Origin of the sequence: Flavobacterium sp. CF136 (genome assembly GCF_000282055.1) — a bacterium.
Lineage (GTDB): Bacteria > Bacteroidota > Bacteroidia > Flavobacteriales > Flavobacteriaceae > Flavobacterium.
Window position 1 is genome coordinate 173,332 of the sequence record NZ_AKJZ01000007.1, and the last position, 24,335, is coordinate 197,666.

18 protein-coding genes and 1 tRNA gene are annotated in these 24,335 nt (G+C 32.9%); 15 read left to right on the forward strand and 4 right to left on the reverse strand.

Annotation, left to right across the window (positions count from 1 at the left end; translation table 11 throughout):
* The first annotated feature begins 79 nt into the window (after positions 1-79).
* Positions 80-150, forward strand: a tRNA-Gln gene (locus PMI10_RS01875).
* A gap of 122 nt (positions 151-272) precedes the next feature.
* Here the strand turns inward: PMI10_RS01875 and PMI10_RS01880 are convergent.
* Complete coding sequence (locus PMI10_RS01880) at positions 273-992, reverse strand: DUF4369 domain-containing protein (RefSeq protein ID WP_007803886.1); 720 nt, start codon at positions 990-992, stop codon at positions 273-275.
* Between the two features lie 185 nt (positions 993-1,177).
* Between PMI10_RS01880 and PMI10_RS01885 the strand changes: the two genes are divergently transcribed.
* From PMI10_RS01885 to PMI10_RS01910, 6 genes are all read left to right on the forward strand, one after another.
* Positions 1,178-2,089, forward strand: a complete 912-nt coding sequence (locus tag PMI10_RS01885; protein WP_007803887.1) for an EamA family transporter — start codon at positions 1,178-1,180, stop codon at positions 2,087-2,089.
* A 68-nt stretch (positions 2,090-2,157) separates the two neighbouring features.
* Positions 2,158-2,511, forward strand: a complete 354-nt coding sequence (locus PMI10_RS01890) for a DoxX family protein (protein ID WP_007803888.1) — start codon at positions 2,158-2,160, stop codon at positions 2,509-2,511.
* A 29-nt stretch (positions 2,512-2,540) separates the two neighbouring features.
* Positions 2,541-3,248, forward strand: a complete 708-nt coding sequence (gene aqpZ, locus PMI10_RS01895; RefSeq protein ID WP_007803889.1) for an aquaporin Z — start codon at positions 2,541-2,543, stop codon at positions 3,246-3,248.
* A 35-nt stretch (positions 3,249-3,283) separates the two neighbouring features.
* Entirely contained in the window at positions 3,284-3,526 is a 243-nt protein-coding gene (locus tag PMI10_RS01900) for a GlsB/YeaQ/YmgE family stress response membrane protein (protein ID WP_007803891.1), read from the forward strand.
* 348 nt (positions 3,527-3,874) lie between these two features.
* Positions 3,875-4,153, forward strand: coding sequence for a DUF2805 domain-containing protein (locus PMI10_RS01905; RefSeq protein WP_007803893.1), 279 nt, complete (start codon positions 3,875-3,877; stop codon positions 4,151-4,153).
* 100 nt (positions 4,154-4,253) lie between these two features.
* Positions 4,254-6,113 carry a M61 family metallopeptidase gene (locus PMI10_RS01910; RefSeq protein WP_007803895.1) on the forward strand — a complete coding sequence of 620 codons (1,860 nt, stop codon included), beginning with the start codon at positions 4,254-4,256 and terminating at the stop codon, positions 6,111-6,113.
* A 66-nt stretch (positions 6,114-6,179) separates the two neighbouring features.
* Here PMI10_RS01910 and PMI10_RS01915 read toward each other — a convergent pair whose 3' ends face one another.
* A complete protein-coding gene (locus PMI10_RS01915) occupies positions 6,180-8,591 on the reverse strand; it encodes a S9 family peptidase (RefSeq protein WP_007803898.1) in 2,412 nt (803 codons plus the stop codon).
* A 455-nt stretch (positions 8,592-9,046) separates the two neighbouring features.
* On the opposite strand from PMI10_RS01915, the gene PMI10_RS01920 reads away from it, so the two are divergent.
* Positions 9,047-10,054 (forward strand): 3-oxoacyl-ACP synthase III family protein, encoded by a 1,008-nt coding sequence (locus PMI10_RS01920; RefSeq protein WP_007803900.1) that lies wholly within the window; start codon positions 9,047-9,049, stop codon positions 10,052-10,054.
* A gap of 208 nt (positions 10,055-10,262) precedes the next feature.
* Entirely contained in the window at positions 10,263-10,934 is a 672-nt protein-coding gene (locus tag PMI10_RS01925; protein ID WP_007803902.1) for a copper homeostasis protein CutC, read from the forward strand.
* Between the two features lie 95 nt (positions 10,935-11,029).
* Here PMI10_RS01925 and PMI10_RS01930 read toward each other — a convergent pair whose 3' ends face one another.
* On the reverse strand, positions 11,030-13,447 hold the full coding sequence (locus PMI10_RS01930) for a TonB-dependent receptor domain-containing protein (RefSeq protein ID WP_007803904.1): 2,418 nt from the start codon (positions 13,445-13,447) through the stop codon (positions 11,030-11,032).
* A gap of 296 nt (positions 13,448-13,743) precedes the next feature.
* Between PMI10_RS01930 and argS the strand changes: the two genes are divergently transcribed.
* Complete coding sequence (gene argS, locus PMI10_RS01935) at positions 13,744-15,525, forward strand: arginine--tRNA ligase (protein ID WP_007803906.1); 1,782 nt, start codon at positions 13,744-13,746, stop codon at positions 15,523-15,525.
* A gap of 80 nt (positions 15,526-15,605) precedes the next feature.
* Here the strand turns inward: argS and PMI10_RS01940 are convergent, their stop codons facing one another.
* Positions 15,606-16,508 (reverse strand): DUF6607 family protein, encoded by a 903-nt coding sequence (locus tag PMI10_RS01940; protein ID WP_007803908.1) that lies wholly within the window; start codon positions 16,506-16,508, stop codon positions 15,606-15,608.
* A 104-nt stretch (positions 16,509-16,612) separates the two neighbouring features.
* Between PMI10_RS01940 and PMI10_RS01945 the strand changes: the two genes are divergently transcribed.
* The 5 genes from PMI10_RS01945 to PMI10_RS01965 all read left to right on the forward strand — a co-directional run bounded on the left by PMI10_RS01945 (position 16,613) and on the right by PMI10_RS01965 (position 24,159).
* On the forward strand, positions 16,613-18,679 hold the full coding sequence (locus PMI10_RS01945; protein WP_007803910.1) for a TonB-dependent receptor plug domain-containing protein: 2,067 nt from the start codon (positions 16,613-16,615) through the stop codon (positions 18,677-18,679).
* Positions 18,680-18,705: 26 nt separating this feature from the next.
* On the forward strand, positions 18,706-19,323 hold the full coding sequence (locus PMI10_RS01950) for an HmuY family protein (RefSeq protein ID WP_007803912.1): 618 nt from the start codon (positions 18,706-18,708) through the stop codon (positions 19,321-19,323).
* A gap of 259 nt (positions 19,324-19,582) precedes the next feature.
* Positions 19,583-21,061, forward strand: coding sequence for an SGNH/GDSL hydrolase family protein (locus tag PMI10_RS01955; protein WP_007803914.1), 1,479 nt, complete (start codon positions 19,583-19,585; stop codon positions 21,059-21,061).
* Between the two features lie 82 nt (positions 21,062-21,143).
* A complete protein-coding gene (locus PMI10_RS01960; RefSeq protein ID WP_238539439.1) occupies positions 21,144-22,475 on the forward strand; it encodes a GDSL-type esterase/lipase family protein in 1,332 nt (443 codons plus the stop codon).
* Between the two features lies 1 nt (position 22,476).
* Positions 22,477-24,159 carry an MBOAT family O-acyltransferase gene (locus tag PMI10_RS01965; protein ID WP_007803918.1) on the forward strand — a complete coding sequence of 561 codons (1,683 nt, stop codon included), beginning with the start codon at positions 22,477-22,479 and terminating at the stop codon, positions 24,157-24,159.
* Positions 24,160-24,335 lie beyond the last annotated feature (176 nt).

The window sequence follows — 24,335 nt, forward strand, 5'->3', positions numbered from 1 at the left end:
AAAAAAATGAAAATTTTTGACCAAAAAGTTTGCACAAACTAAATAAAGCTTTAAATTTGCACTCGCTTAACCGCACTGCTGGTCTATGGTGTAATGGTAACACAACTGTTTTTGGTGCAGTCTTTCTAGGTTCGAGTCCTAGTAGACCAACATAAAAAGCCTCTCAATTGAGAGGCTTTTTTTATGGCTTGTTTTTTCCTTAAAAGAATTTATCATAAACAAAAGGTCCTGAAAATTTTCAGGACCTTTTGTTTACATTTTAAATATTGAAATTATTTCTTTTCTTCTTTTTTAATATCATTCACATACTTGGTCAGCTTTTTACCATATAGCGAATTTGCTACTTTAGGTGTCATAGATTTTTGAATTGTATCTAAAAATCTAATGTTAATATCGTAAATCTCTGCTAAAGCTATATATGGTGCTATTTCGTGATCTTTATGGTTGATGGCGAAATTGGTAGCAAATAAATATTTTCGTTTGATATTTGAATCCCCTCTTGTTACAAGACTATCAATAGCTTTTTGATCCTGTCTTTTTAAAGCTTTAAATTTTGCTTCCACTAAAGAAAGGTTTTCGTCATTAAAGCGAGAATTTATTTTTTTATATTCTTCGTATAGTTCATGATTTTTTGAACCAGTAATTTTTGCTCCATTTATAAAATTATCAAGATTTGTTTCGATATTTATATTTCCTGGCTCAGCAAAAAACATAATATTATTGTCTAACGAATTGGTTACACCACGATCCAGAAATAAGTAAAGCATTTCAGGGGATTTTAATTTGATAGTACTTTCAAATACTGAATTACCATCAATTTTAATGCTGTCTATGGCAACAAGTGCAGTGTCAACAACTCTCTGAATATATAAAGTCCCTTTCTTTAAGCCTTTTATGTTTCCGGTAATATGTAAACTGTCTGTTGATTCTTTTTTATCACATGAGATTACTAATAAGGCAATTGCAATAAACGCAATAATTGATTTTTTCATTATTTTTTAGATTTTGCTGCAAAATAAAGAAATTTTTTAAATGAGGTGGAAGTGATGGTTCATTTTTTTAGAATAAATTCTAACCTTTAAGTTTTTTTCCTTTCACCGATTTTAAACAGATATGAACAACTGGCTAAAAACTATATCCTATCTTTGCAGGCTCAAAATTTTAAAATAAAACAAAAATGTCACAAAAGAATGTCCTGAAAGGAGTTTTTCTGGTTGCTTTAGGTGCCACAAGTTATGGTATGCTGGCTACTTTCGTAAAAATGGCCTATAGTGAAGGTTTTACTACTGCCGAAGTTACTACTTCTCAATTTATACTGGGGATTTTAGGGATTTTGCTAATTAATGCTTTCCAAAAAGCAAAGCATAAAGAAAATGTGGTAAAAGCTACCCGTAAAAATATTTTTAGTTTAATGCTTGCAGGAACTTCATTAGGCATGACCAGCTTGTTTTATTATCTGGCTGTAAAATATATTCCGGTTTCGATTGGTATTGTTCTGCTCATGCAAACTGTGTGGATGGGAGTTTTACTTGAAATGATTTTAGAAAAAAAATTGCCGTCACTTCAAAAAATAACAGCTGTCTTTATTGTTCTTGTCGGGACTGTATTAGCGACCAATATTATTAATAATGATATCGAATTAGATTGGAGAGGAATTGGCTGGGGAATTCTGGCAGCTGCATCATTTACTGCGACAATGTTTACGGCCAATCATGTAGCAACTGAAATTTCTTCAGCTCAACGAAGTTTGTATATGCTTTTGGGTGGAGCTATTATTGTTTTTTCGTTTGCATTTGTAACACAAAATGCTCCTTTTAATCCGGCTATTTTTATGAAATGGGGAATTGCACTTTCACTCTTTGGAACAATCATTCCTCCAATGCTTATGAATGCAGGTTTTCCGTTAACCGGAATTGGTTTAGGAAGTATTGTTTCGGCACTTGAACTGCCTGTTTCTGTAATGATGGCATTTGTTTTATTAAATGAAGAAGTAATTTTTCTGCAATGGGTTGGGATTCTGTTTATTATTTTGGCCATTATTATCATGAATATTAATTTCACGAAAAAAGGATTGATTAATAAATTGTAAAAAAAATCATACTTAAAATATATAAAGTGCCTGAATTTTTATTAAATTCGTGCTAAATTTTGATTATCATGGAGTTACCCTGGCACTTATATTTGATGGCTTTTCTTTATATTGTTGCGGGGATTAATCATTTCAGAAGCCCCGAAATATATCATAAAATAATTCCTCCTTATTTTTCAAATCCCAAATTATTAAATTTTTTAAGCGGAGTTGCCGAAATAACTTTAGGTATTCTCCTGACTCTTCCTTTTTTGACCCATTTTTCTGCATGGGGAATTATAGTTTTGTTAGTTGCAGTATTTCCGGCAAATTTATTCATGTATCAGGACAAAAAAGCAAGCTTTGGTTTACCAAAATGGATTTTATTACTACGTATGCCGTTACAGCTTTTGTTGATTTTATGGGCATATCAATATACCTGACTATTAACCATTAATTAAAATTATTTATTATGAAAAAATTATTTGCAGAATTTTTCGGAACGTATTGGCTTGTTTTTGGAGGTTGCGGAAGTGCGCTCTTTGCAGCCGGAATCCCCGATTTAGGAATTGGGTTTGTAGGTGTTTCTTTAGCATTTGGTTTGACGGTTTTAACAATGGCATATGCTGTTGGACATATTTCAGGCGGGCATTTTAATCCTGCTGTATCTTTTGGATTATGGGCTGGCGGAAGGTTCTCCGCAAAAGATTTGGTTCCGTATATTATAGCACAATGTATTGGCGCTCTTGCTGCTGCCGGAACATTGTTTGTTATTTGGTCCGGAAAAGCCGGAAATGTAATAGATAATACCAGAGCCGGTGCTTTTGCTTCTAATGGTTTTGGAGCATTTTCGCCGGATGGTTATTCCATGTCATCTGCTTTTATAGCCGAATTTGTACTTACCTTCTTCTTCTTGTTAATAATATTAGGGGCAACAGATAAATTTGCAAACGAAAGATTTGCCGGGATAGCTATCGGATTAGCTTTGACATTAATTCATTTAATAAGTATTCCAATTACTAATACTTCCGTGAACCCTGCAAGATCATTATCTCAGGCTATTTTTACCGGAGGAGGTCCCTTATCGCAAGTTTGGTTATTTTGGGCAGCTCCAATTTTAGGGGCAATAACAGCTGGATTTATTTATAAAACAGTATTACAAAAGCACGACGTGGCATAATCTAATTCAATTACTAACATTAAAAATTTAAAATTATGGGATTTTTGTATTTCTTACTTATTGGAGCAATTTCAGGATGGTTAGCCGGTCAGGTTTGGAAAGGCGCAGGTTTTGGCTTAATTGGCAATATTATCGTCGGAATCATTGGTGGAGTTATTGGCGGCTGGATTGCAGGGAAATTAGGCATTGGCGGAGGCGGACTCCTTTGGCAGATTCTAATTGCTGTTGGGGGAGCCTGGGTACTATTGTTTATAATCAGTTTGATTAAAAAAGGATAAATATTGCAGAAAGTAATTTATTTTAAAAAGAGAAAATCTTATATTTATATCTGATTTTCTCTTTTTTTATACAACAAATCCAGTTTTAAGGGTGTTTTTATAAGAATAAAGAAAATCATAATCCATAGAGATGGGGTTGATACCCATATGGCAGAAGGATAAAATAATAAATTGAAAAATTTATTACAAATTCCGGTTCAAAAATCAAGACCAGCAAAAAATAGCTAAAATCAGTAAAAAAAATATACTGAATCTGATGAACTAATTATTTTTTTTATTAATATTGATACTTAAATTGAAAATCAATCTATTAATCATTAACCTCTATTTTGAATTAATTTTCACGTGATGAAAAAGAGTAACCGCAAAGAATTGAATTGGGAACAAACTGAAAAGCTTGTTTCGTTGGCATTAGAAGAAAGGAATCCATTTGAAATTATAAAAAAGGAATTTGGATTGTCGGAAAAAGAAGTTCTGGAAATCATGAAAAAGAAAATGCCTCTTGAAAAATTTGAAATGTGGAAAAAGAAGGCAATCGCAAATAAACCCAAACCAAAACCAGTTAAAATAGATGATTTTGATGAAGATTTGGACGGAAAGTACTATATAAAAAATAAATTAGACTAATTATTAAACTCCTGAAATCACAGGAGTTTTTTATTTATGCCTAATAGTGTAACAGTTTTGCATTTTGTAAGACTCATACACAAACTTAAACTCGGAATAAATGAAAAAAATAATTTACACATTCGCTCTTGCAGCAGCTTTTTGGAGTTGTAAGACAGGGAGCGCATCAAGCTCTGCAAAAAATAACACAGTAGCTGTTAATATTAATCTTACTGATGTAAAAGATGATAAGGTTTTGGTAACCATTACAGTTCCCGAAATAAAAAAAGATGAAGTTGTTTACAGTATTCCTAAAACAGTTCCAGGAACATACTCTACCGATAATTATGGTAAATATTCAGATGGATTTAAGGCTTTTGATGCTAAAGGAAATACTTTAACTGTAAAAAGAATTGATGATAACTCCTGGTCCATTTCAGATGCAAAAAAATTAAAAACCATTACATATTTGGTCGGAGATACTTTTGATACTGAAAAAGGTACTGGTTTTGGTAATGATGATGTGTTTTCGCCAGCCGGAACAAACATCAATGCAGGTAAAAACTTCCTTGTAAATACCCACGGTTTTGTTGGGTATTTTCAGGATAAACTAGATGTTCCTTACAAAGTTACAATTACACATCCAGAAACACTTTGGGGAGCAACTTCTATGACAGACGAAGATGCAAGCAAAACCAGTGATGTTTTTGTGACACCGCGTTACGCTGTTTTAGTAGAAAATCCGATAATGTATTCTAAACCGGATTATACTACATTTAATGTTAATGGAATGGATATTTTAATAGCTGTTTATTCTCCTACAGGAAAATTTACCGCTGAAAGTATTACACCGGAAATGAAAACAATGATGACGGCTCAAAAAAACTTTTTAGGAAAAGTAAATGCTACTAAAAAATATACCGTTTTATTGTACCTGTCAAGTTTAGCAAAAGATGATGCCCATGGATTTGGGGCTTTGGAACATCCTACAGCCACGACTGTAGTTCTTCCTGAGTCAATGCCAAAAGAAAAATTGGTAGAATCGATGAAAGATGTGGTTTCACATGAATTTTTCCATATCGTAACCCCGCTGACAATTCATTCAAAAGAAATCCAGTATTTTGATTATAATGCACCAAAAATGTCAGAACATTTATGGATGTATGAAGGTGTAACAGAGTATTTTGCCAATCTTTTTCAAATCAATCAGGGTCTGATCAGTGAAGCTGAGTTTTATACTCGTATTGCTGATAAAATTGAAGGGGCAAAAGGTTTAAATGATACAATGTCATTTACTACAATGAGTAAAAATGTTTTGGAACAGCCCTACAAAGACCAATATTTAAATGTGTATCAAAAAGGAGCATTAATAGGGATGTGTATTGATATCATTATTAGAGAAAAAAGTAATGGAGAAAGAGGTATTCTTGATTTAATGCACAAGTTATCAGAAGAGTATGGCGTTAATAAACCATTTAATGATGATGAGCTTTTTGCTAAGATAACTGAATTGACTTATCCTGAGGTGGGAGAGTTTTTAAAGACTTATGTTGCAGGAACAACTCCAATTCCTTATGATACTTTTTTAGCAAAAGTAGGCGTCACTAAAGCATCTGAAAAAACAGCAGGATCAATTTTCTTAAAAGGACAAACTCCATATATAGCTATTGACCCAAAAACAAAAATAATAAGTGTTCGTTCAGATATTGAATTGAACCCATTTTTCACTAATTTAAACCTTAAAGGAGGAGACGTTATTTCATCAATAAATAATAAGCCCTATACACTGGATAATATTTATGATTTAATTGGGGAGAGCGAAAACTGGAAAGAGAATGACGCTATTATAGTTCAAATAAAACGTAACGGTGTTGAACAAACAATCAAAGGAACAGTAAAATTTCCATACGAAGAAAAAGAAACTTTTAAAGCTACTGATGCATCTAAAGACAAACTTAGAAATGCATGGTTAAAAGGTTAAGATAAAGTAATAAACAAAAGAGCCCCTAAATTTATTTTTAGGGGCTTTTTGTTTTATAAAATGAAATTAGTTTTTTAAATATTTTTCTAAGAATTGGTCTTGTTCCCAAAGCAAATGCAGAATGTTTTCTTTAGCAACATAGCTATGGGCTTCTTTAGGTAAAATCACCATTCTTGCCGGTGCCCCTAATCCTTTTAAAGCTTGAAAATAACGCTCTGTCTGCAAAGTAAAAGTACCTGGATTATTATCAGCTTCACCATGAACCAATAAAATTGGCGTTTTCATTTTATCAGCATTCATAAAAGGAGACATCGTATTGTAAACTTCCGGAGCTTCCCAGTAATTACGCTGTTCTGTCTGAAATCCGAAAGGGGTTAAAGTTCTGTTATAAGCTCCGCTTCGTGCAATTCCACAGGCAAAAAGATTAGAATGTGTCAATAAATTAGCGGTCATAAATGCACCATAGGAATGTCCTCCAACAGCAACTTTTTTGCGGTTAATATATCCTAAAGCGTCTACTGCATTAATTGCTGCTTCGGCATTATCAACCAGCTGTGAAATGAAATTATCATTAGGCTCTGTAGTACCTTCACCAATAATAGGAAAAGCAGCATCATCTAAAACCACATATCCTTTGGTTACCCAATATACAAATGATCCGTAGTAAGGAAATGTAAATTCATTTGAGTTTTGAGTGGACTGCCCGGCACTGTTTTTATCTTTATATTCTGCGGGATAAGCCCAGATTAACAAAGGCAGTTTCTCTTTTTTTACCTTATCGTAACCTGCAGGTAAATATAATGTTCCTGAAAGTTCAACACCGTCTTTTCGTTTGTATTTGATTACTTCTTTGCTGACATTTTTAATACTTTCAAATGGATTTTTAAAAGATGTAATTGGTGTCAGGCTATTTTGTTTTTTGATGTTTCTGAAATAATAATTCGGATACTCACTTTTAGATTGAATCTGAACTAAAACTTTTCCGTTTTTAAAATCTTCAATTTCTAATAAATCTTCTTTTTTATCTTTATAAGCAGAAGTGTAAATATGCTTAGATTTCAATGTTTTTAAATTGAACTCATCTATAAACGGATACTGGCCGTCTTTGGTAAACCCTTCGCCAATACGATATGCATTATCATTCTCTATTGCTAATACATATTTGTTGTATTCATTTTTTGTAGTTTCAAAAACACCCGGATTTGAATAAATATCCTGTGAATTTCTATCCGAAATCACTTTTGGCTGCTCTTCAGGATTTGAGGGGTTTACCAAATATGTTTTAGTATTACGAGTGTCATACCATTCATCTGTGACGATTGCTATATTGTCATTTCCCCATGTGATGCTATTAAAACGCTGAGGTGTTTTTATTAATGTGGCTGGATTATTTGCAAAAGGTGCTTCCCAAAGAAAAACTTCGTCTCTAAAATCTGTTTTTTTAGCAGGATCACCTTCGTCTAAAGCTACGACATAGGATAAAGTCGCCGGTTTGTCATTTCTCCATGTCATTTCTCTTTTTCCTTTTCTGACAGCCATAAAACCTTTTGGGATTATTTCGTTTAGCGGGACTTCGTTTACTGTTTTTATTTCTGTTCCGTTTTTATCATAAACGATTGTTTTGGATGGAAATCGGTTTAATGGAACAACATATGAAAACGGCTTTTGAATAGTGGTTAACATAATATAATTTCCATCTGGCGAAATTCTTTCTCCCGCATACATTGCTGCTTCTTTAAATAATGCAGCAGTTCCGTTAAGATTGATTTTATACAGTTGAGAAGTGATGACGTTTTCAAAATTAATCTCATCATTTTTGTTTTTCAACATATCTGGATAGGTTCTGTTTTGAGATTTTTCTCCGGAAGTGTTTGAAATTATTGGCCCTTTTGGAAGATCTTTTTTAGAATCAACTAATGGCTGCCTGTTTTTAACAAGCATTTTTACTAAAATGGTTTCGTTATCTAAAAACCAGCTAAAAGGATTGCCAAGGTTTGCATTTACAGTTGCTTCGGTAAGTTTTTTTGCTTTTGCACCGGCAACATCTAAAACCCACAGTTCAACACCGGAATTTGTAGTGTGCGAAAATAAAATTTTCTTGTCATTGGGAGACCACAGTATATTGCTTATTTTAGGATTGTCCGGTAATCCGGTCACCTGTACTTCATTAGTACTGCTTATTTTTCGTACTTTTAAATTGTTGATGTAAGTTACAGTACTTGAAATGTTTGTTGTCGGGTTAATTCTCAAACCACCCAAACGAAGTTCTTCCTGATTTAGATCATCCAAAGTTTTATAAGTACTCCTGTACGATAAAAGCATATACTCTTTTTTAGTATCCATTGATACAGAAGGCGCTCTTTCGTAATCTGCCAAATCCAAAATAGATTTAGAAGGTTTTTGGTACGTTAGATTTTCTTGTGCGAAAGCAATACAGCCAATGTTTAAAAACAAGAGCAGGCTAACCTTTAGTTTCATAATTTTTATTTTTTGTTATTTAAAAAGTGTAATTATTACCTGTTGGATGTAATTCAAAATAGGTGTCAGGCTGAGCGGAGTCGAGCCCTTTGAAGTAAAAAGTTCGACTTCGCTCAGGATAACAATGATTTCTGGAAGTATAAAGATGTTTTACTCAAATTTATANTTTTTGATCTATTTGTTTTTATATCAAATAAGAGTTTTTAATCAATTACGTCCAACGGGTTATTATTAATTAGTCTAAAGTACTTTAATCTTGTTACATTTCTTGTGTTGTTGTTTGAGTTTTTCGATTTTTTAAACAAAAATGTCTTTTTTTAGAAAAGTATAATGATAATAAAACAATTTTTAAAATTTGTTGAATTGATAATTACGAAAAAAGTAGTAATTTGTACGCTAATGTTTTAAAGTATGTTTAAATTTGCAGTCCAATTTTTAACAAATAAAAAAAGAATATGTATCATTCAAAAATAGCTGGCTTAGGATATTATGTTCCTTCAAATGTTGTGACAAATGATGATTTGTCTAAGATTATTGATACCAATGATGAATGGATTCAGGAGCGAACAGGAATTCAGGAGCGCAGGCATATTATTCGTGGAGAAGATACCACAACTTCAATGGGAGTTAAGGCTGCTAAAATAGCAATTGAACGTTCCGGCATAGCCAAAGAAGATATTGATTTTGTAGTTTTTGCAACATTAAGCCCGGATTACTATTTTCCAGGACCGGGGGTTTTAGTACAACGTGATTTAGGATTAAGAACTGTTGGAGCTTTAGATGTTAGAAACCAATGCTCTGGTTTTGTATATGCAATCTCGGTTGCTGACCAATATATTAAAACCGGAATGTATAAAAACATTTTGGTAATTGGTTCAGAAGTACATTCAACAGGATTAGACATGACAACTCGTGGTCGTGGTGTTTCGGTAATTTTTGGAGATGGGGCAGGAGCAGCTATTTTAAGCCGTGAAGAAGATTTGACAAAAGGAATTTTATCAACACATTTACATTCAGAAGGGCAACATGCTGAAGAATTAGCATTGCAGGCACCGGGAATGGGAGCTCGTTGGGTAACTGATATTTTGGCTGATAATGATCCAAATGACGAAAGTTATTATCCATATATGAACGGACAATTTGTTTTTAAAAACGCAGTAGTTCGTTTTGCAGAAGTTATTAATGAAGGTTTGGAAGCAAATGGGTTACAGGTTTCCGATATTGATATGTTGATTCCGCATCAGGCAAATTTGAGAATCTCACAATTCATTCAAAATAAATTCAAATTGTCAGACGATAAAGTCCATAATAATATTCAGAAATACGGAAACACAACTGCAGCCTCTATTCCAATTGCTTTGACAGAAGCCTGGGAACAAGGAAAAATCAAATCAGGAGACACAGTTGTCTTAGCTGCTTTTGGAAGCGGATTTACCTGGGCAAGTGCTATCATTAAATGGTAATTTAGTTTTTTACGATATTATAAAGCCTGCTTCGTTTTGAGGCAGGTTTTTTTTGTATTTTTAATGTTTGATAGTTTTTGTTATTTCGACGTGAGGAGAAATCATATGCGTAACTCGACAAAGATTGACGATTTTGATTGCGGAGTGTCTAGTGTGATTTCTCCTCACGTCGAAATGACAAACTTTGAGAAAATAGAATTCAATTAAAATGAAAAAAAATCAACTTGAGATAGCCTGTTTTAATTATGAATCTGCATTGATTGCTGAGGAAAAAGGCGCAGACAGAATCGAATTATGTGAGAATATGAAATTAGGAGGAACAACACCTAATTATATTTTAGCAGTAAGAGTCCGGGAGAAATTATCTATTAAAATGCATGTGATAATACGGCCACGGGGAGGAGATTTTGTCTATTCGGATGAAGAGTTTGTGGAAATGAAACAAGATATAAAACAATTCAAAAAATTGGGGGTTGATGGTTTTGTTTTCGGAATCTTAAATTCGGATGGAAGTGTAGATAAAACCCGAAACCGGGAATTGGTTTATTTGGCCCAGCCACTTTCGTGTACTTTTCATCGTGCTTTTGATGTGGCAAAAGATATCGAGCAATCCCTTGAAAATGTGATTGATTGTGGTTTTAAAACTATTCTAACTTCCGGACAAGCTCCAAGTGTTGAAGAAGGAATTTTTGATTTGGAAAAAATTCAAAAATTAGCAAAAGATAGAATTGAGATTATGCCTGGCGGGGGTTTACGATCTTCAAATATTAAATTATTGCAGGATAAATTAGAGCCTACTTTTTATCATTCCTCAGCTATTACTGATAATTCAGAAACGGCAAATCCGGAAGAAATAAAAGAATTGCGAAATTTTTTATAACTGATTAAATAAAAAAGTCCTGAAGTTGGCATACTCCAGGACTTTCTTCTACAAAAAATATTTAAAAACTATTAATGTTCTAATTAAGACAGAAGCTAAAACATTCCGCCGCCACCTTTATTAGTATTGTCTTCTCTTTGTTTACGTTGCAGGTTTTTGATTTTTGCTCCTCCAAAGTTATAGGTTAAACCTAAATATACGGTTTGGCTTTCCCATGTAAACTGACCGGCCTGAGGATAAGGGTATATCGCATCAAAAGCATATTTCATAGTGTCGAAAACGTCATTAAAACGTACGCTTATATTCATTTTGTTGTCTAATAAAGTATAACGTGAACCAATATCCATTTTATACATTTCTTTGCTGTTGTTCTGAAGCCCGTCAACACCGCCTCTGTAAAAACCGAATAGTAAAAAGCTTAAACGTTTTGTTGCTTTGAAATTAGAATTCATACGGGCATTAAACGCTGAAACCGTAATTTTTCTCTCAATTGGACTACTTGAGCTTGTTGCCGTATCGTATGAAAATACAATTCCTTGTTGTTTAATACTTGAGAAATCAATAGATGGTGAAATATCCCACCATTTTGTAATTTTATAATTAAAAGAAGCTTCAAATCCATAAGCTGTATTGCTGTCGTAGTTTGTAAAAGACAGAATTTGTTTATTGCCATTAGGATCTGTATCATCAGGATATAAAATTCTGCTGATTTGATCGTTGATACTTCTGACGAAAACACCACCGGTTACACTTCCCTTTTCAAGCGTTTTTGTGTAATTTATTTCTACAGAATTAGTAAACTGAGGTCTTAATTCCGGATTTCCATATGAAGTTACCAACGGAGTTGAAAACTCACGAATTGGTTTTGTCTGCTCTAAGCTTGGGCGGTCAACACGTCGGCTATAGCTAATTTGGAAAGTATTTTTCTCATTCAGATTATAAGTGAAATAAGCAGATGGATATAGCGTAATATAATCATCATCAAATTTAGTTTCACCATGATTTAAATTAGCAGCTACTTTATAACTTTCAAAACGTGTTCCTATTTGATAACTGAATTTTTTATATTTCTGTCCAAAAGTTACATAAGCAGAGTAAATATTTGTGTCATAAGTGTAATTTGATATTTGATTCTCTGTAGGATCAGTTGGGTTTATTCTGGTATAATCACTGCCTGTTTTAGTAATTCTGGCTTCGGCACCGGCCTCAAGTGTAGTTTTTTCATTCAAAGGATTCACATAATCTATATTCAAAGTACTTAATTTACGGTCTCCTTTGATTAAATCATTGTAGATTATGTTGCTGATAGTGTTGTCAGGAGCTGTGTTTTTTGTGTCAAAATCAGCATTTTGAGTTTTCTTAGTAATATTATAATTTCCTTCAAAATCTAAAGTATGACCTTCTTTTTTAAAGATATGTTTATAAGCTAAATTGTAAGTTCCGGTATCATCCGGCCCAGAATACTTAGATTTTTGATACGCATTTTTAATATTCGGATCACCATTATTGTAATCAATATCAGTGTTCACAAATCCTTTTCCGGTCGATTTATTTTGATTGCTGTAAAAAGATAAAGTATTATGATCGTCAATTAAATAATCCATACCAATTTTGTACAAATAGGAATCATTTTCATTTTTGATATCTAATTTTTGTAAAATATCCTGATCAAATCTTTTGATGTAACCATCATTAAAATAGGTCCCAAAATTTTGCCCCACATTTCCAAAGAAATTCACTTTCCCGGTTTTATAATTCAAATCTAACGACTGATTGTATTTGGCAGTTTCTCCAAAAGTAATACCGCCACTATAGCTTCCGTTGAAACCGGTGTTTGCATTTTTGTGCAAAATAATATTGATGATTCCGGACATTCCTTCAGGATTGTATTTTGCACTTGGATTGGTAATCAATTCAATTTTTTTAATAGAAGTTGATGGAATCTGTTTTAATAATTGAGCCGGATCAATATTACTTGGTCTTCCATCAATTAATACACGTACATTATCGTTTCCGCGAAGCGAGAGTTTACCATCCTGATCTACGTTTACAGACGGAATGTTATTCATGATATCAGATGCTGAAGCTCCCGCCGTAGTCAAATCTTTCCCGACAGTAATTACTTTACGGTCAATTTTTTGTTCAATTGTCGAACGCTCATTTACAATATTTACACCTTTAAGCTGCGTTGCCTCTTCTTCAAGTGCTACCTTTAAAGTGGCTTCTTTTTTATTTTCACTTAAAATTACAGATCCAACATATTTTCTGAATCCAATGTATTGGATTTCGATTGTATAACTTTTCAAAGCTAAATTTTTAATGATAAATTCTCCTTTATCATCTGTATTAACCCCAGAAACTACTTTTCCGTTATCCTTGATTGAAACTGTTACGTATGAAAGAGGTGCATTATTTGATTTTTCGGTAATTTTCCCGGAGACCGTTCCCGGATTCTGGGCTTGAGCTGTTGCGATTACCCCCAGTAATGCGAACAGAAAGAATTTTAATTTCATAATTTGGTTAAAAGATTATTTTGATTGATGATTGATTTTTTTCTATAAATGAATTCAAAGTTCCTATTAAGACTCTTTTATCATCGATATGTTACAGGAAAATTTGAAAAAAATTTCGCTTTTTTTCTGAAGTGCTGTTTTGGAAGAGATTAGCGTTTTAGTTTTTTTGATAATTTTGAGAAATAAAACAAATAGCTTTTTAAGAAATTCTAAGTGTTTTGTGCTATTTAATATGTTTTTCGTTTTCTCTAATTGATGAATAAGCAGTATCTTTGCTCACTTTAAAATAAGTTTACATGTCATTATCACAAATTCTTACTCCTTCTATACAAAAGACAATACAATCATTATTTGATGTTACAGTTGATAAAATCGAATTTCAATCTACCAGAAAAGAGTTTGAAGGCGATATTACAATGGTTATTTTTCCTTTATTGAAAGTGATTAAAAGCAATCCTGCCGAATTAGGAAATAAAATTGGAGATTACCTGGTTGAAAATGTTGCTGAAGTAGCTCGTTTTAATGTAGTTTCAGGCTTTTTGAATATTGTAATTGCGGATAGTTATTATTTGAATTTCTTTAATGAAATAAAAGACAATACAAAATTTGGTCATGTAACTCCAAATCCTCAAGATAAAGCGGTCATGGTCGAATATTCTTCGCCAAATACCAATAAACCTTTACATTTAGGTCACGTTCGTAATAATTTATTAGGTTATTCTGTTGCTGAAATTATTAAAGCTTCGGGTAAAAAAGTGTATAAAACCCAAATCATCAATGATCGCGGAATTCATATCTGCAAATCAATGCTTGCCTGGGAGAAATTCGGAAACGGAGAAACTCCTGAAAGTTCGAATTTAAAAGGAGATAAATTAGTTGGTAAATATTATGTTGAGTTTGATAAAGCTTATAAAGCTGAAATTTCTCAATTAATAGAATCCGGCAAAACGGAAGAAGAAGCTAAAAAACAAGCTCCAATTATTGTTGAAGCACAGGAAATGCTGAAGAAATGGGAAGCCGGTGATGAAAAAGTAATTACGCTTTGGAAGATGATGAACCAATGGGTTTATGATGGTTTTGAGACTACTTATACTAATCTTGGAGTTAATTTTGATAAATATTACTACGAAAGCAACACATATTTATTAGGGAAAGATGTTGTTCAGGTTGGACTTGACAAAGGAGTTTTCGAAAAAGATCCTGATGGTTCTGTTTGGATTGATTTAACGGATGAAGGTCTGGATCGTAAAATTGTACTTCGTTCAGACGGAACCGCAGTTTATATGACTCAGGATATTGGAACTGCAATTCAGCGTGTAAAAGATATGCCGGATGTTGGCGGAATGGTTTACACTGTTGGTAACGAGCAGGATTATCACTTTAAAGTATTGTTTTTGATTCTAAAAAAACTAGGATTTGACTGGGCCTCAAGCCTATATCATTTATCATACGGAATGGTTGATTTGCCATCCGGGAAAATGAAAAGCCGTGAAGGAACTGTCGTAGATGCGGATGATTTGATGCAGGATATGACAGATACAGCAAAACAAATTTCAGAAGATCTGGGTAAACTGGACAGTTATTCAGCTGAAGAAAAAGCTAAATTGTATAAAACGATAGGGCTTGGTGCCCTGAAATATTACATTTTAAAAGTAGATCCTAAAAAACGTATTTTGTTTAATCCGGAAGAATCTGTTGATTTTGCCGGAAATACAGGTCCTTTTATACAATACACATACGCAAGAATCCAGTCGATTATCCGCAAAGCAGATTTTGATTACAATGTCACACTGAGCGGAGTCGAAGTGCTTCACGAAAAGGAAAAAGAACTGGTTAAACAAATCGAACTTTTTCCGGAAGTAATTCAGAATGCGGCTCAAAATCATAGTCCGGCATTGATTGCTAATTATACATATGATCTGGTAAAAGAATACAATTCATTTTATCAGTCGGTACATATTCTGGGCGAAATTGATTTGACTAAGAAAATTTTCAGAGTTCAGCTTTCTCAAAAAGTTGCCGAAGTTATAAAATCTGCCTTTACCTTATTAGGAATTGAAGTTCCGGAGAGAATGTAAAAGTTGAAATATTCTAAAAACAAAAAAAGCCGATAGACCTAAAAACTATCGGCTTTTTTACAACTAACACAAACATTTTTTTATTTTACGAACTTGTCGATAATTGCATCCGTTTCTGCTTTTGCAGCATTTGGTTTCAAATCAAACAAAAGCGTATATAATGCTTTTTTATCAACTTTAGCTTCTAAGTTTAAGTCTTTATGCCTGTCAAAAAGAGTTTGCCATTTGTCACGGACATTTTTCCAGAGAGCACTGTTTTCTGCCCACCATTTTTGAGCAGCGATACATTTAATATCCGGAATTTTAGTGTAAACATCCATTCCTTTTTCTTGTGCCAGCAAAACATCTTTTCCGCTGTCATCTCTGATCAGTTTGTCATTGTCTTGTTCATGATTCCATCCTGTAGCAGTAATTTCATGAATGTTTCTTCTTTTTAAAACATTATAGTCATTACGTTTTGTATGCTCTCTTCTTGGTAGTGGTGCATCAGTAACATTTGCCCAGTAATCTTGTCCGTCAACATGTACCCAGGTTGCAGATCCTTCGTATCTTGGACTGTCATCTACCTGATATACTTTTTGGGTCCATTGTCCTTTTACAGCTTTTTTATCCAGTTTTTGGTATTTCCAGGAAGTGTTTTTGTCAAATGAGTACAAATCAGTGTTTTCAAACAGCCAATCTTGTCTCCAGTGTTTGATTATCATGTCATCGCTTACAATTAATAAGTGCTGCATTACGATTTTATTTGGAGTGTCTTCTAACAATTCAACCCATTCTAAACCAGATTCATGTTTAGTTTGTGAAGGTTTGTAACTCAGTGAATCTTTAGGATATTGAAAAGTTTCTGCGAAGTTAAATTTTACTTCATAACACCCACACATTGATTTGATTGATTTAATGTCTTGCTGTTTTTTATCCTGACTGAAACCAAGGCTGCAAGTTAAAGCCATAACGGCTGAAAAATAGAGGCTTTTTGTAATCATAACTATTTTTTTGATTTTAAATTTCTTGGCAAATATATAAACTTTATTTAGAATAAATAAAAATAATTATATATTTGCAGCATTATTAAGACTTAATAAAAATAATGAAAATCAATTTTACCCTTTTTATTATAATTGCATTTAGTATCAATCTTTGGGCCCAGGAAAAGCAAAAAGATAGTATTAAAGGAAATGAATTATTAGAAGTTATGGTGGTTACAGGGACAAGAACAGAAAGGGTGCTTTCGTCGTTACCATTACCAATGACAATAATTACATCTGAAGCAATTGCAAAAAGTGGTGTTACAAGGTTAAATGAAATTCTTAACGAGCAAACAGGAATTATTTTAATTCCCGATCAAAGTGGCTTCGAAGGTATTCAGATGCAGGGTTTAGATGCAGCCTACACTATGATCCTGATTGATGGTGTTCCACTTGTTGGAAGAAATTCCGGAGTCTTAGATTTATCAAGGGTTTCTGTTGGAAATATAGAAAGAATTGAGATTGTAAAGGGGGCATCATCTGCTTTATATGGTTCAGAAGCAATGGGTGGGGTAATTAATGTAATTACAAAAAAGCCTAAAAAAGATATGTTCTCAGGTACTCTTTCATACCGATATGCAACATTCAATACCAACGATATTAATACCAATATTCTTTGGAAAAAGAAGAAGTTTTCGGCCAATTTATTTACCAATTTTTATTCATCTGACGGATATGATTTGGATAAAACTACGCCATTAAAAAATGTGGAACGATTCTACAATTCTACAATTCAGCCAAAATTATATTATGATTTTTCAGAAAATCTGAAACTAATTATAAGCAATCGTTTTTATAATCAGAAAATGAATAATGTATCTATAATTGATAACGAAAATTATAAAGGCGATGCGAAAGAAAACGAATGGAATTCGCAAATTAAATTAGAACATAAATGGAATTCCAAACTATATTCTGAATACGAATTATATGCTACCAATTATAAAAATGATTCATTTTTAAATGACGAAAACAATACGCTTTTTGAAAAGACGTACTATAACCAATGGCTTTTTCGACCAGAAGTCAGAACAACCTTGTCAATAAATAATGACAAGTTAACAGCAGGGATAGGATTAAATTATGAAACTCTGGACAGAACCTATTTTGATAATAATGTAAAATTTAATTCTCAATATGTTTTTGTACAATACGATTATAATCCAACTGAAAAATGGAACGTTTTAGCGGGATTCAGATATGATAGCCATAGTGAATACGCATCTCAGCTGAGCCCGAAATTAGCTGTAAATTATAAATTCAATACTGATTTTTCTTTAAAAGGTTCAGTAGGTTACGGTTATAAAGCGCCTGATTTCCGTCAGTTATTCTTCGATTTTACAAATCCACAAGTTGGTTATACAGTATTAGGATACAATGTTGCTGAAGAGCGATTAAATCAGTTTGAAGAACAGGGGCAACTTTTATCCAGAACAGCAGGAATAAGTTTTGACAAACCGCTGGAAGCCGAAAGTGCCGTGAATTTTAATTTTGGAACTTTTTACAAAAAAAACAAACTCAAATTAGATATAAATGCATTTTACAATTCGATAACTAATTTGATAGATACTCGAGTTGTAGCTCAAAAAACTAATGGACAGAATGTTTTTAGTTACTTTAATATTAGTGAGGTTTTTACCTATGGTGCGGAGTTTAATTCAACTTATAATTTCACCAAAGAATTTACAGTGTCATTAGGATATCAATATCTAATTGCTAAAGACAAATCGGTTATTGACAACTTTGAAGATTATCAATACGTACGGAATTCACAACTGCAAACGGTCAAAATTAATAAATCAGATTATTTCGGATTATTCAATCGATCTAAGCATACAGCTAATATTAAATTTTTATACACTATTCCGAGCATAAAAACAGATATCAACTTACGCGTTTTTTATCGAAGCAAATACGGAATGTTTGATACTAACGGGAATCAGGTGCTGGATAAATATGACACGTTTGTAAATGATTATTTTATAACCAATTTATCAGCTTCAAAATATATTAATGATAAAGTAATATTTCAGGCAGGAGCGAATAATTTACTTGATTTTACAGATCCGGGTCAAATAAGCAATCTTGCCGGACGCCAATTTTTTGCAAGAATTCAATACAATTTTTAATTAATAATTACTTAAACACTTTTATAATGAAAACAAATTTTTTAAAACTTTCTCTTTTTACATTAGTTCTTTTTATAGCATCTTGTAATAATGATGATAATGATGCAACTCCGGTAGCTGAAACTAAAACAGTTTCTAATCTTTATGCACCACAAACAGGTGGACAAGGACAAGCAGTTGGCGGTGAATTTACAAAATTCAGTTTTTCAGAAAACAAAATCGTAACCGATAGTAATTGGGATATTGCTTTCCGTGGAACGACTATTATTGTAAATGGAGGAGCTAAAATTGGTATTACTGATGAGCCGGAAAGAACTGGAACTGGAGCAGTAAGTATCGTTTCTGGTACATTTGCTGGTGTAACGACATTTCCTTTAGCAACCACTTTTGCTCAGGATGGTGCCTCAACTTATGCAATTCCGACAGGAAGCGGAAATGGATGGTACAGCTATAATTCATCAACAAACATTATTTCACCTCTTGCAGGAAAAGTATTTGTAGTAAAAACTCATGATGGGAAATATGCAAAATTTGAAATCTTAAGCTATTATCAAAATGCACCGACAACACCGGACGCAACATCAGTGGCAAGATATTTTACTTTCAATTTTGCATATCAGGCTAACAGCACTACAACATTCTAAGAAAACACTTTAGTTGTACAAATGTAGTTTTGTTTTTAAAAATGCATGATAAAACTACTTTAAAGTTTAGTTAGTTGGTAACTTGGTTTTTTTTATTTTTTTTTGAAAGAGGTTAGATTTATCTGGCCTCTTTTTTTATTGTTAAAAAGGATTATAAATTAATGTTTAATCCTATCTTTGCGCAGATTTTTTTATAAGGAATTAACAGGAATTTAAATTAATTTTTTGTGAATTTATTCTTCAAATACATAAGTACTAAGTGAATACAAAATCATATTTTTTTCAGTCTTTTGCAATTGTAGCATTAGCATTCATAGCTTTCATTGGATTTAAACAAGTTTTACCGAATAAAATTTTTTCGGATACTAAAGTTGATCCCAAAAATATACTTATCGACAGGCTGCTTTTAGAATCGGTAGTCAAAGATTCCCTGTCTCAAAATGGGGATAGTATTAATGAAGATGAGCAAAATCTCGATAACGAAGAAATTATTTTTGATGCTTCCGAAGGTATCGAATTCCCATCTGAAACTTTTGATGATTATAAAGGATATCAATACCTGATTTCTTTTTATGAAAAATTATATCAGCTTGAAAAAAATCCACAATCTAAAGTTCGTATTGCTTATTATGGCGACTCTATGACTGATGGCGATTTAATCGTACAGGATATCCGAATGAATTATCAGGAACGTTTCGGTGGAAGTGGAGTTGGTTTTGTTTCGATAATCTCAGAATCATCTGCATCAAGAGGCTCAGTAAAAACACTGTTTTCAAAAAACTGGAAAACGCAATCGTATTTAAATGTAAAAAGGCCAATAAGTCCTTTTGGGGTAAACGGACATGTGTTCTTTGCAAACGATAAAACAAATACTACGTGGGTGCAATATGAAGCAGGACGTAATAAATTTTCGACGACTTTAGACAATCCAACCTTATTTTACGGGAAATCATCCAAAAAAGGAAATGTGAGTTTTATTATCGGTAAGGATACATTGCGAAAAAACCTCGTTCCTAATAATTTGGTCAACACATTAAAAGTAACTTCAGGAAGTATAAAAGCATTCAAAGCAAATTTTACCCAGTCAGATTCAATCCCGATTTATGGTTTTAATTTTGATAACGGAAGCGGAGTTCATGTAGATAACTTTTCACAAAGAGGAAATTCCGGATTGCCAATTTCAATGTTTAATGCCAGTGTAATGCAGGCGTTTAATAACAATCTGAAGTATGACCTTATTGTTTTGCATTACGGAACCAATGTGTTGAATTACGGGACCAAAAATTATTCCTGGTATCAAAAAGGGATGAAAAAAACAGTAAATAAAATAAAAGAGTCTTTTCCGGGAGTTTCAATTTTGATCGTTTCAACAGCTGATAAATCGACCAAATATGATCTTGAAATGAAAACGGATTCTGCAGTAGTTCCTTTAATGAAGGCCCAAAAGAGATATGCTCTCGAAACTGAATCAGGATTTGTAAATCTGTATACATTAATGGGCGGTGACGGATCTATGGTAAAATGGACGGATGAATCGCCTGTAAGAGCTAACAAAGATTATACGCATTTTAACCAAAGAGGAGCAAAAGCAATAGGCAATTTATTATATAATCAGCTGAATAAAGGTTACGAACAATATAAGGTATTGCGTGAAAAACGTGATGCAGGAGGTGATAAGCCTGTTAGAAAAACTAAAACAGATTCCGTAACTGTTATAAAAGATAGTATAGATGAATAAACTAATTATTTTCTTTTGCTGCCTTTTATTGTCGGCAAATAGTAAAGCGCAAAAGTCAGTCTCACTTTCAACAATTAAAAATATGATTAGTAAAATCGATACCGCAACGATTGAAGTCTATACAGGGAATCATCTTTATAATGCTAAAGTATTAGAAAGTGTTTTTACCAAATTAAAAGAGAATGAGGTTAGTAATAATCAGAAAATAAATATTGTTCATATAGGTGACTCTCATATTCAGGGAGATTTAATGACCAATGAAATCAGGAAAAAACTGCAGCAAAAATTTGGCAATGCAGGACGCGGCCTTGTATTTCCTTATCAGTTGGCGAGAACAAACGGTTCTTATAATGAACGATTTTATTCAAACAGAAAATGGGAGAGTTACCGAAATATTTACCCTGCCAAAAAGAATCCTGTAGGTGTAAGCGGAATTGGGCTTTGGAGAGATAATGCCGGTTTTGTAATCGAATTGAATGTAAAGGATAAAGCCTATAAGTTTAATTCAATTCATATTATTACCCCTCAAAACCAGAAAATGTTTGATTTGGCTTTGTCATCCAAAACAAATATTATCCAGTCTACAGAACCAAAAATAGTAACACATAGAATCAAAAAAGGCGAAGCGATTTCTGTAATTGCAAATAAATACAATATTTCAGTTGCTGAAATAAAAAGAGCAAATGGACTAAAATCGAATAATATTCGTGCAGGAAGAACATTGAGAATTCCAACAAACGAAACAAAACCAAAAACCATTAAAAATTCAGAATTTGTTCCTCTAAACATGGAATCTGATTCTTTCTCTTATTATTATAATTCAGAAAAAGCATTAGAGAAAATTTACCTGATTCCGGATAAAAATGCAACGAAATATGAGCTTAACGGAATTGTTTTAGAGAAAAATACTCCGGGAGTAACCTATAGTGGTATTGGGGTAAACGGTGCTAAGTTCTCAGATTATAATAAATACCCATTGTTTTTTGAACAATTAAAAGCATTACATCCTGATTTGTTGATTTTTTCACTCGGGACAAATGAAAGTTACGACAATATGGAAGGTTCTGCTTATATCAGGCAATTACGCGAATTTATAAGTAACCTGAAAGAACACAATGTCGATGCTCCAATAATTGTGATGACGCCGCCGCCATCTTTGCACAGAAGAAGAAAGCCAAATGTTTACATTAAGGAGTATGCAGAACGTATTAATAGCGCAGCAGAGAAAGATGATTTTGCAGTTTGGGATTTATATGATGAGTTTGGAGGTTTAAATGGAGTCCGGGAATTAAGAGCACAAGGATTAATTGGGCCGGATTTCGTTCATTATTCTAAAAAAGGATATGAAAAACAAGGAAAACTGTTTACAGAAGCGTTTTTAAAAGCATACGATAATTTTAAATCAAAAAAGTAAGTTGATAACAAGTAATAGCATAAATGACTGGTTTGTTCATAATTTTGGAGAAATCACATTAGAGCAGGTTAAAAGTTGGTTCATATATAATCCCGAAGAAAAGTTATTATTCAATACAGGTTTGTTTCTTGGATTGTTTTTAGTTTTCTATTTTGTATACGCCTTTTTACGTAAAACATTTTATTTACGACTAACATACGTAATTCTTTTTTCGCTTTTCTTTTATTATAAGTCAAGCGGGATATACTTTTTGTTATTATTGCTTTCTTCTGTTGTAGATTATGGCCTGAGCCAGATTATTTACAGACAAAAAAAAGACACAGCAAAGAAAATATATCTTATAATAAGCGTCATCCTAAATTTAGGATTGCTGGCTTATTTTAAATACATGAACTTTATGATTGTTACATACAATGATATGTTCAATGGTAATTTTGAATTGCATGATGTTTTTCTTCCGGTCGGGATTTCGTTCTATACTTTTCAGTCGATGAGTTATATTATTGAAATTTATCGTGAAGAAATCAAACCAACCAAAAATTATATCGAATATTTATTCTTCGTTTCATTTTTTCCACAATTAGTTGCCGGGCCAATTGTACGTGCAAAAGATTTTCTTCCGCAGATTTATCAAAAATTAAATCTCACCAAACAAGATGTAAACAATGCATTATTTCTTATTATTGGAGGATTAATCAAAAAAACAGTTATTTCAAATTATATATCGATAAACTTTGTAGATCGTGTTTTTGATACCCCGATGACTTACACGTCATTCGAGAATTTAATGGCTTCTTACGGATATGCCATTCAGATTTATTGTGATTTTTCAGGATATTCGGATATGGCAATAGGAATTGCTTTGTTACTTGGATTTAAATTGCCGGCTAACTTTAGAACACCTTATAAATCAACATCAATTACCGATTTCTGGAGAAGATGGCACATTTCGTTGTCAACCTGGTTAAAAGATTTTTTATATATTTCTATTGGAGGAAACCGCGAAGGATCTTTTGCAGGGTTTCTTTTTCCGAGCTTATTCTTCTTCGGATTATTGCTTTGGGGAATTACAAATATCAATGTTAGTATAATTCCATTAATTATTGCAGGCAGCTCAATTGTTGTTTTTGCCCTGACATTTTTACTTTCAAATAAACGAAATCAAACTACTGTCACTAATTTTAATTTGTTTACAACAATGCTTTTAGGAGGATTGTGGCACGGAGCAGGAGCTCAGTTTATTATTTGGGGAGCCTTACACGGGTTGGCATTGGCAGTGCATAAAATATTTTTAGAATTTTTCCCATCCAAAAAAGAAGGTAAAAGTTCCGTTTTATGGACTTTCTTTTCAATTGTTATTACATTCCATTTTGTGGTTTTTTGCTGGATATTTTTCCGTGCAAGAGATTTTGATACAGCCCTGCAGGTAATCAATAATATTGGTCAGTTAACATTCGAGCCGGAACAATGGAAAGCAATAATCTTCGGATACAAAAATGTATTTTTATTAATGCTTTTTGGTTATGTTTGGCACTTTCTGCCTGAAGTATTTACAAACGGAATGAAATCTGTTTTTGATAAAACGCCATTATTAATCAAAGCGATAATTTTAGGCTTTGTATACTGGATTGTTTATGCGACAGCCGTTGCAGGTTCTCAGCCATTTATTTATTTCCAATTCTAAAATCTTTTTTTTAGGAGTATAAAAATGGTAAGGAGCTGATTCCCGTCATCCGCTGTATCTTTTCCCGGCTAAAGGAGCCGGAAAAAGGATGCCGCTGCTGCCGGGGCTAAAAAAAGCAGAGGTAGAAGACCAATTCGAAACACATCAAAAAGAAGCTATATGAGTTTTGAGAAGTG

Coding starts and splice junctions, on each gene's coding strand:
- PMI10_RS01950 (WP_007803912.1), top strand. CDS start 18,706: ATGAAAACAAATTTTTTAAAACTTTCTCTTTTTACATTAGTTCTTTTT.
- PMI10_RS01915 (WP_007803898.1), bottom strand. CDS start 8,591: ATGAAACTAAAGGTTAGCCTGCTCTTGTTTTTAAACATTGGCTGTATT.
- PMI10_RS01960 (WP_238539439.1), top strand. CDS start 21,144: ATGATTAGTAAAATCGATACCGCAACGATTGAAGTCTATACAGGGAAT.
- PMI10_RS01910 (WP_007803895.1), top strand. CDS start 4,254: ATGAAAAAAATAATTTACACATTCGCTCTTGCAGCAGCTTTTTGGAGT.
- PMI10_RS01920 (WP_007803900.1), top strand. CDS start 9,047: ATGTATCATTCAAAAATAGCTGGCTTAGGATATTATGTTCCTTCAAAT.
- PMI10_RS01905 (WP_007803893.1), top strand. CDS start 3,875: ATGAAAAAGAGTAACCGCAAAGAATTGAATTGGGAACAAACTGAAAAG.
- PMI10_RS01940 (WP_007803908.1), bottom strand. CDS start 16,508: ATGATTACAAAAAGCCTCTATTTTTCAGCCGTTATGGCTTTAACTTGC.
- PMI10_RS01885 (WP_007803887.1), top strand. CDS start 1,178: ATGTCACAAAAGAATGTCCTGAAAGGAGTTTTTCTGGTTGCTTTAGGT.
- PMI10_RS01900 (WP_007803891.1), top strand. CDS start 3,284: ATGGGATTTTTGTATTTCTTACTTATTGGAGCAATTTCAGGATGGTTA.
- PMI10_RS01930 (WP_007803904.1), bottom strand. CDS start 13,447: ATGAAATTAAAATTCTTTCTGTTCGCATTACTGGGGGTAATCGCAACA.
- PMI10_RS01880 (WP_007803886.1), bottom strand. CDS start 992: ATGAAAAAATCAATTATTGCGTTTATTGCAATTGCCTTATTAGTAATC.
- PMI10_RS01925 (WP_007803902.1), top strand. CDS start 10,263: ATGAAAAAAAATCAACTTGAGATAGCCTGTTTTAATTATGAATCTGCA.
- aqpZ (WP_007803889.1), top strand. CDS start 2,541: ATGAAAAAATTATTTGCAGAATTTTTCGGAACGTATTGGCTTGTTTTT.
- argS (WP_007803906.1), top strand. CDS start 13,744: ATGTCATTATCACAAATTCTTACTCCTTCTATACAAAAGACAATACAA.
- PMI10_RS01890 (WP_007803888.1), top strand. CDS start 2,158: ATGGAGTTACCCTGGCACTTATATTTGATGGCTTTTCTTTATATTGTT.
- PMI10_RS01945 (WP_007803910.1), top strand. CDS start 16,613: ATGAAAATCAATTTTACCCTTTTTATTATAATTGCATTTAGTATCAAT.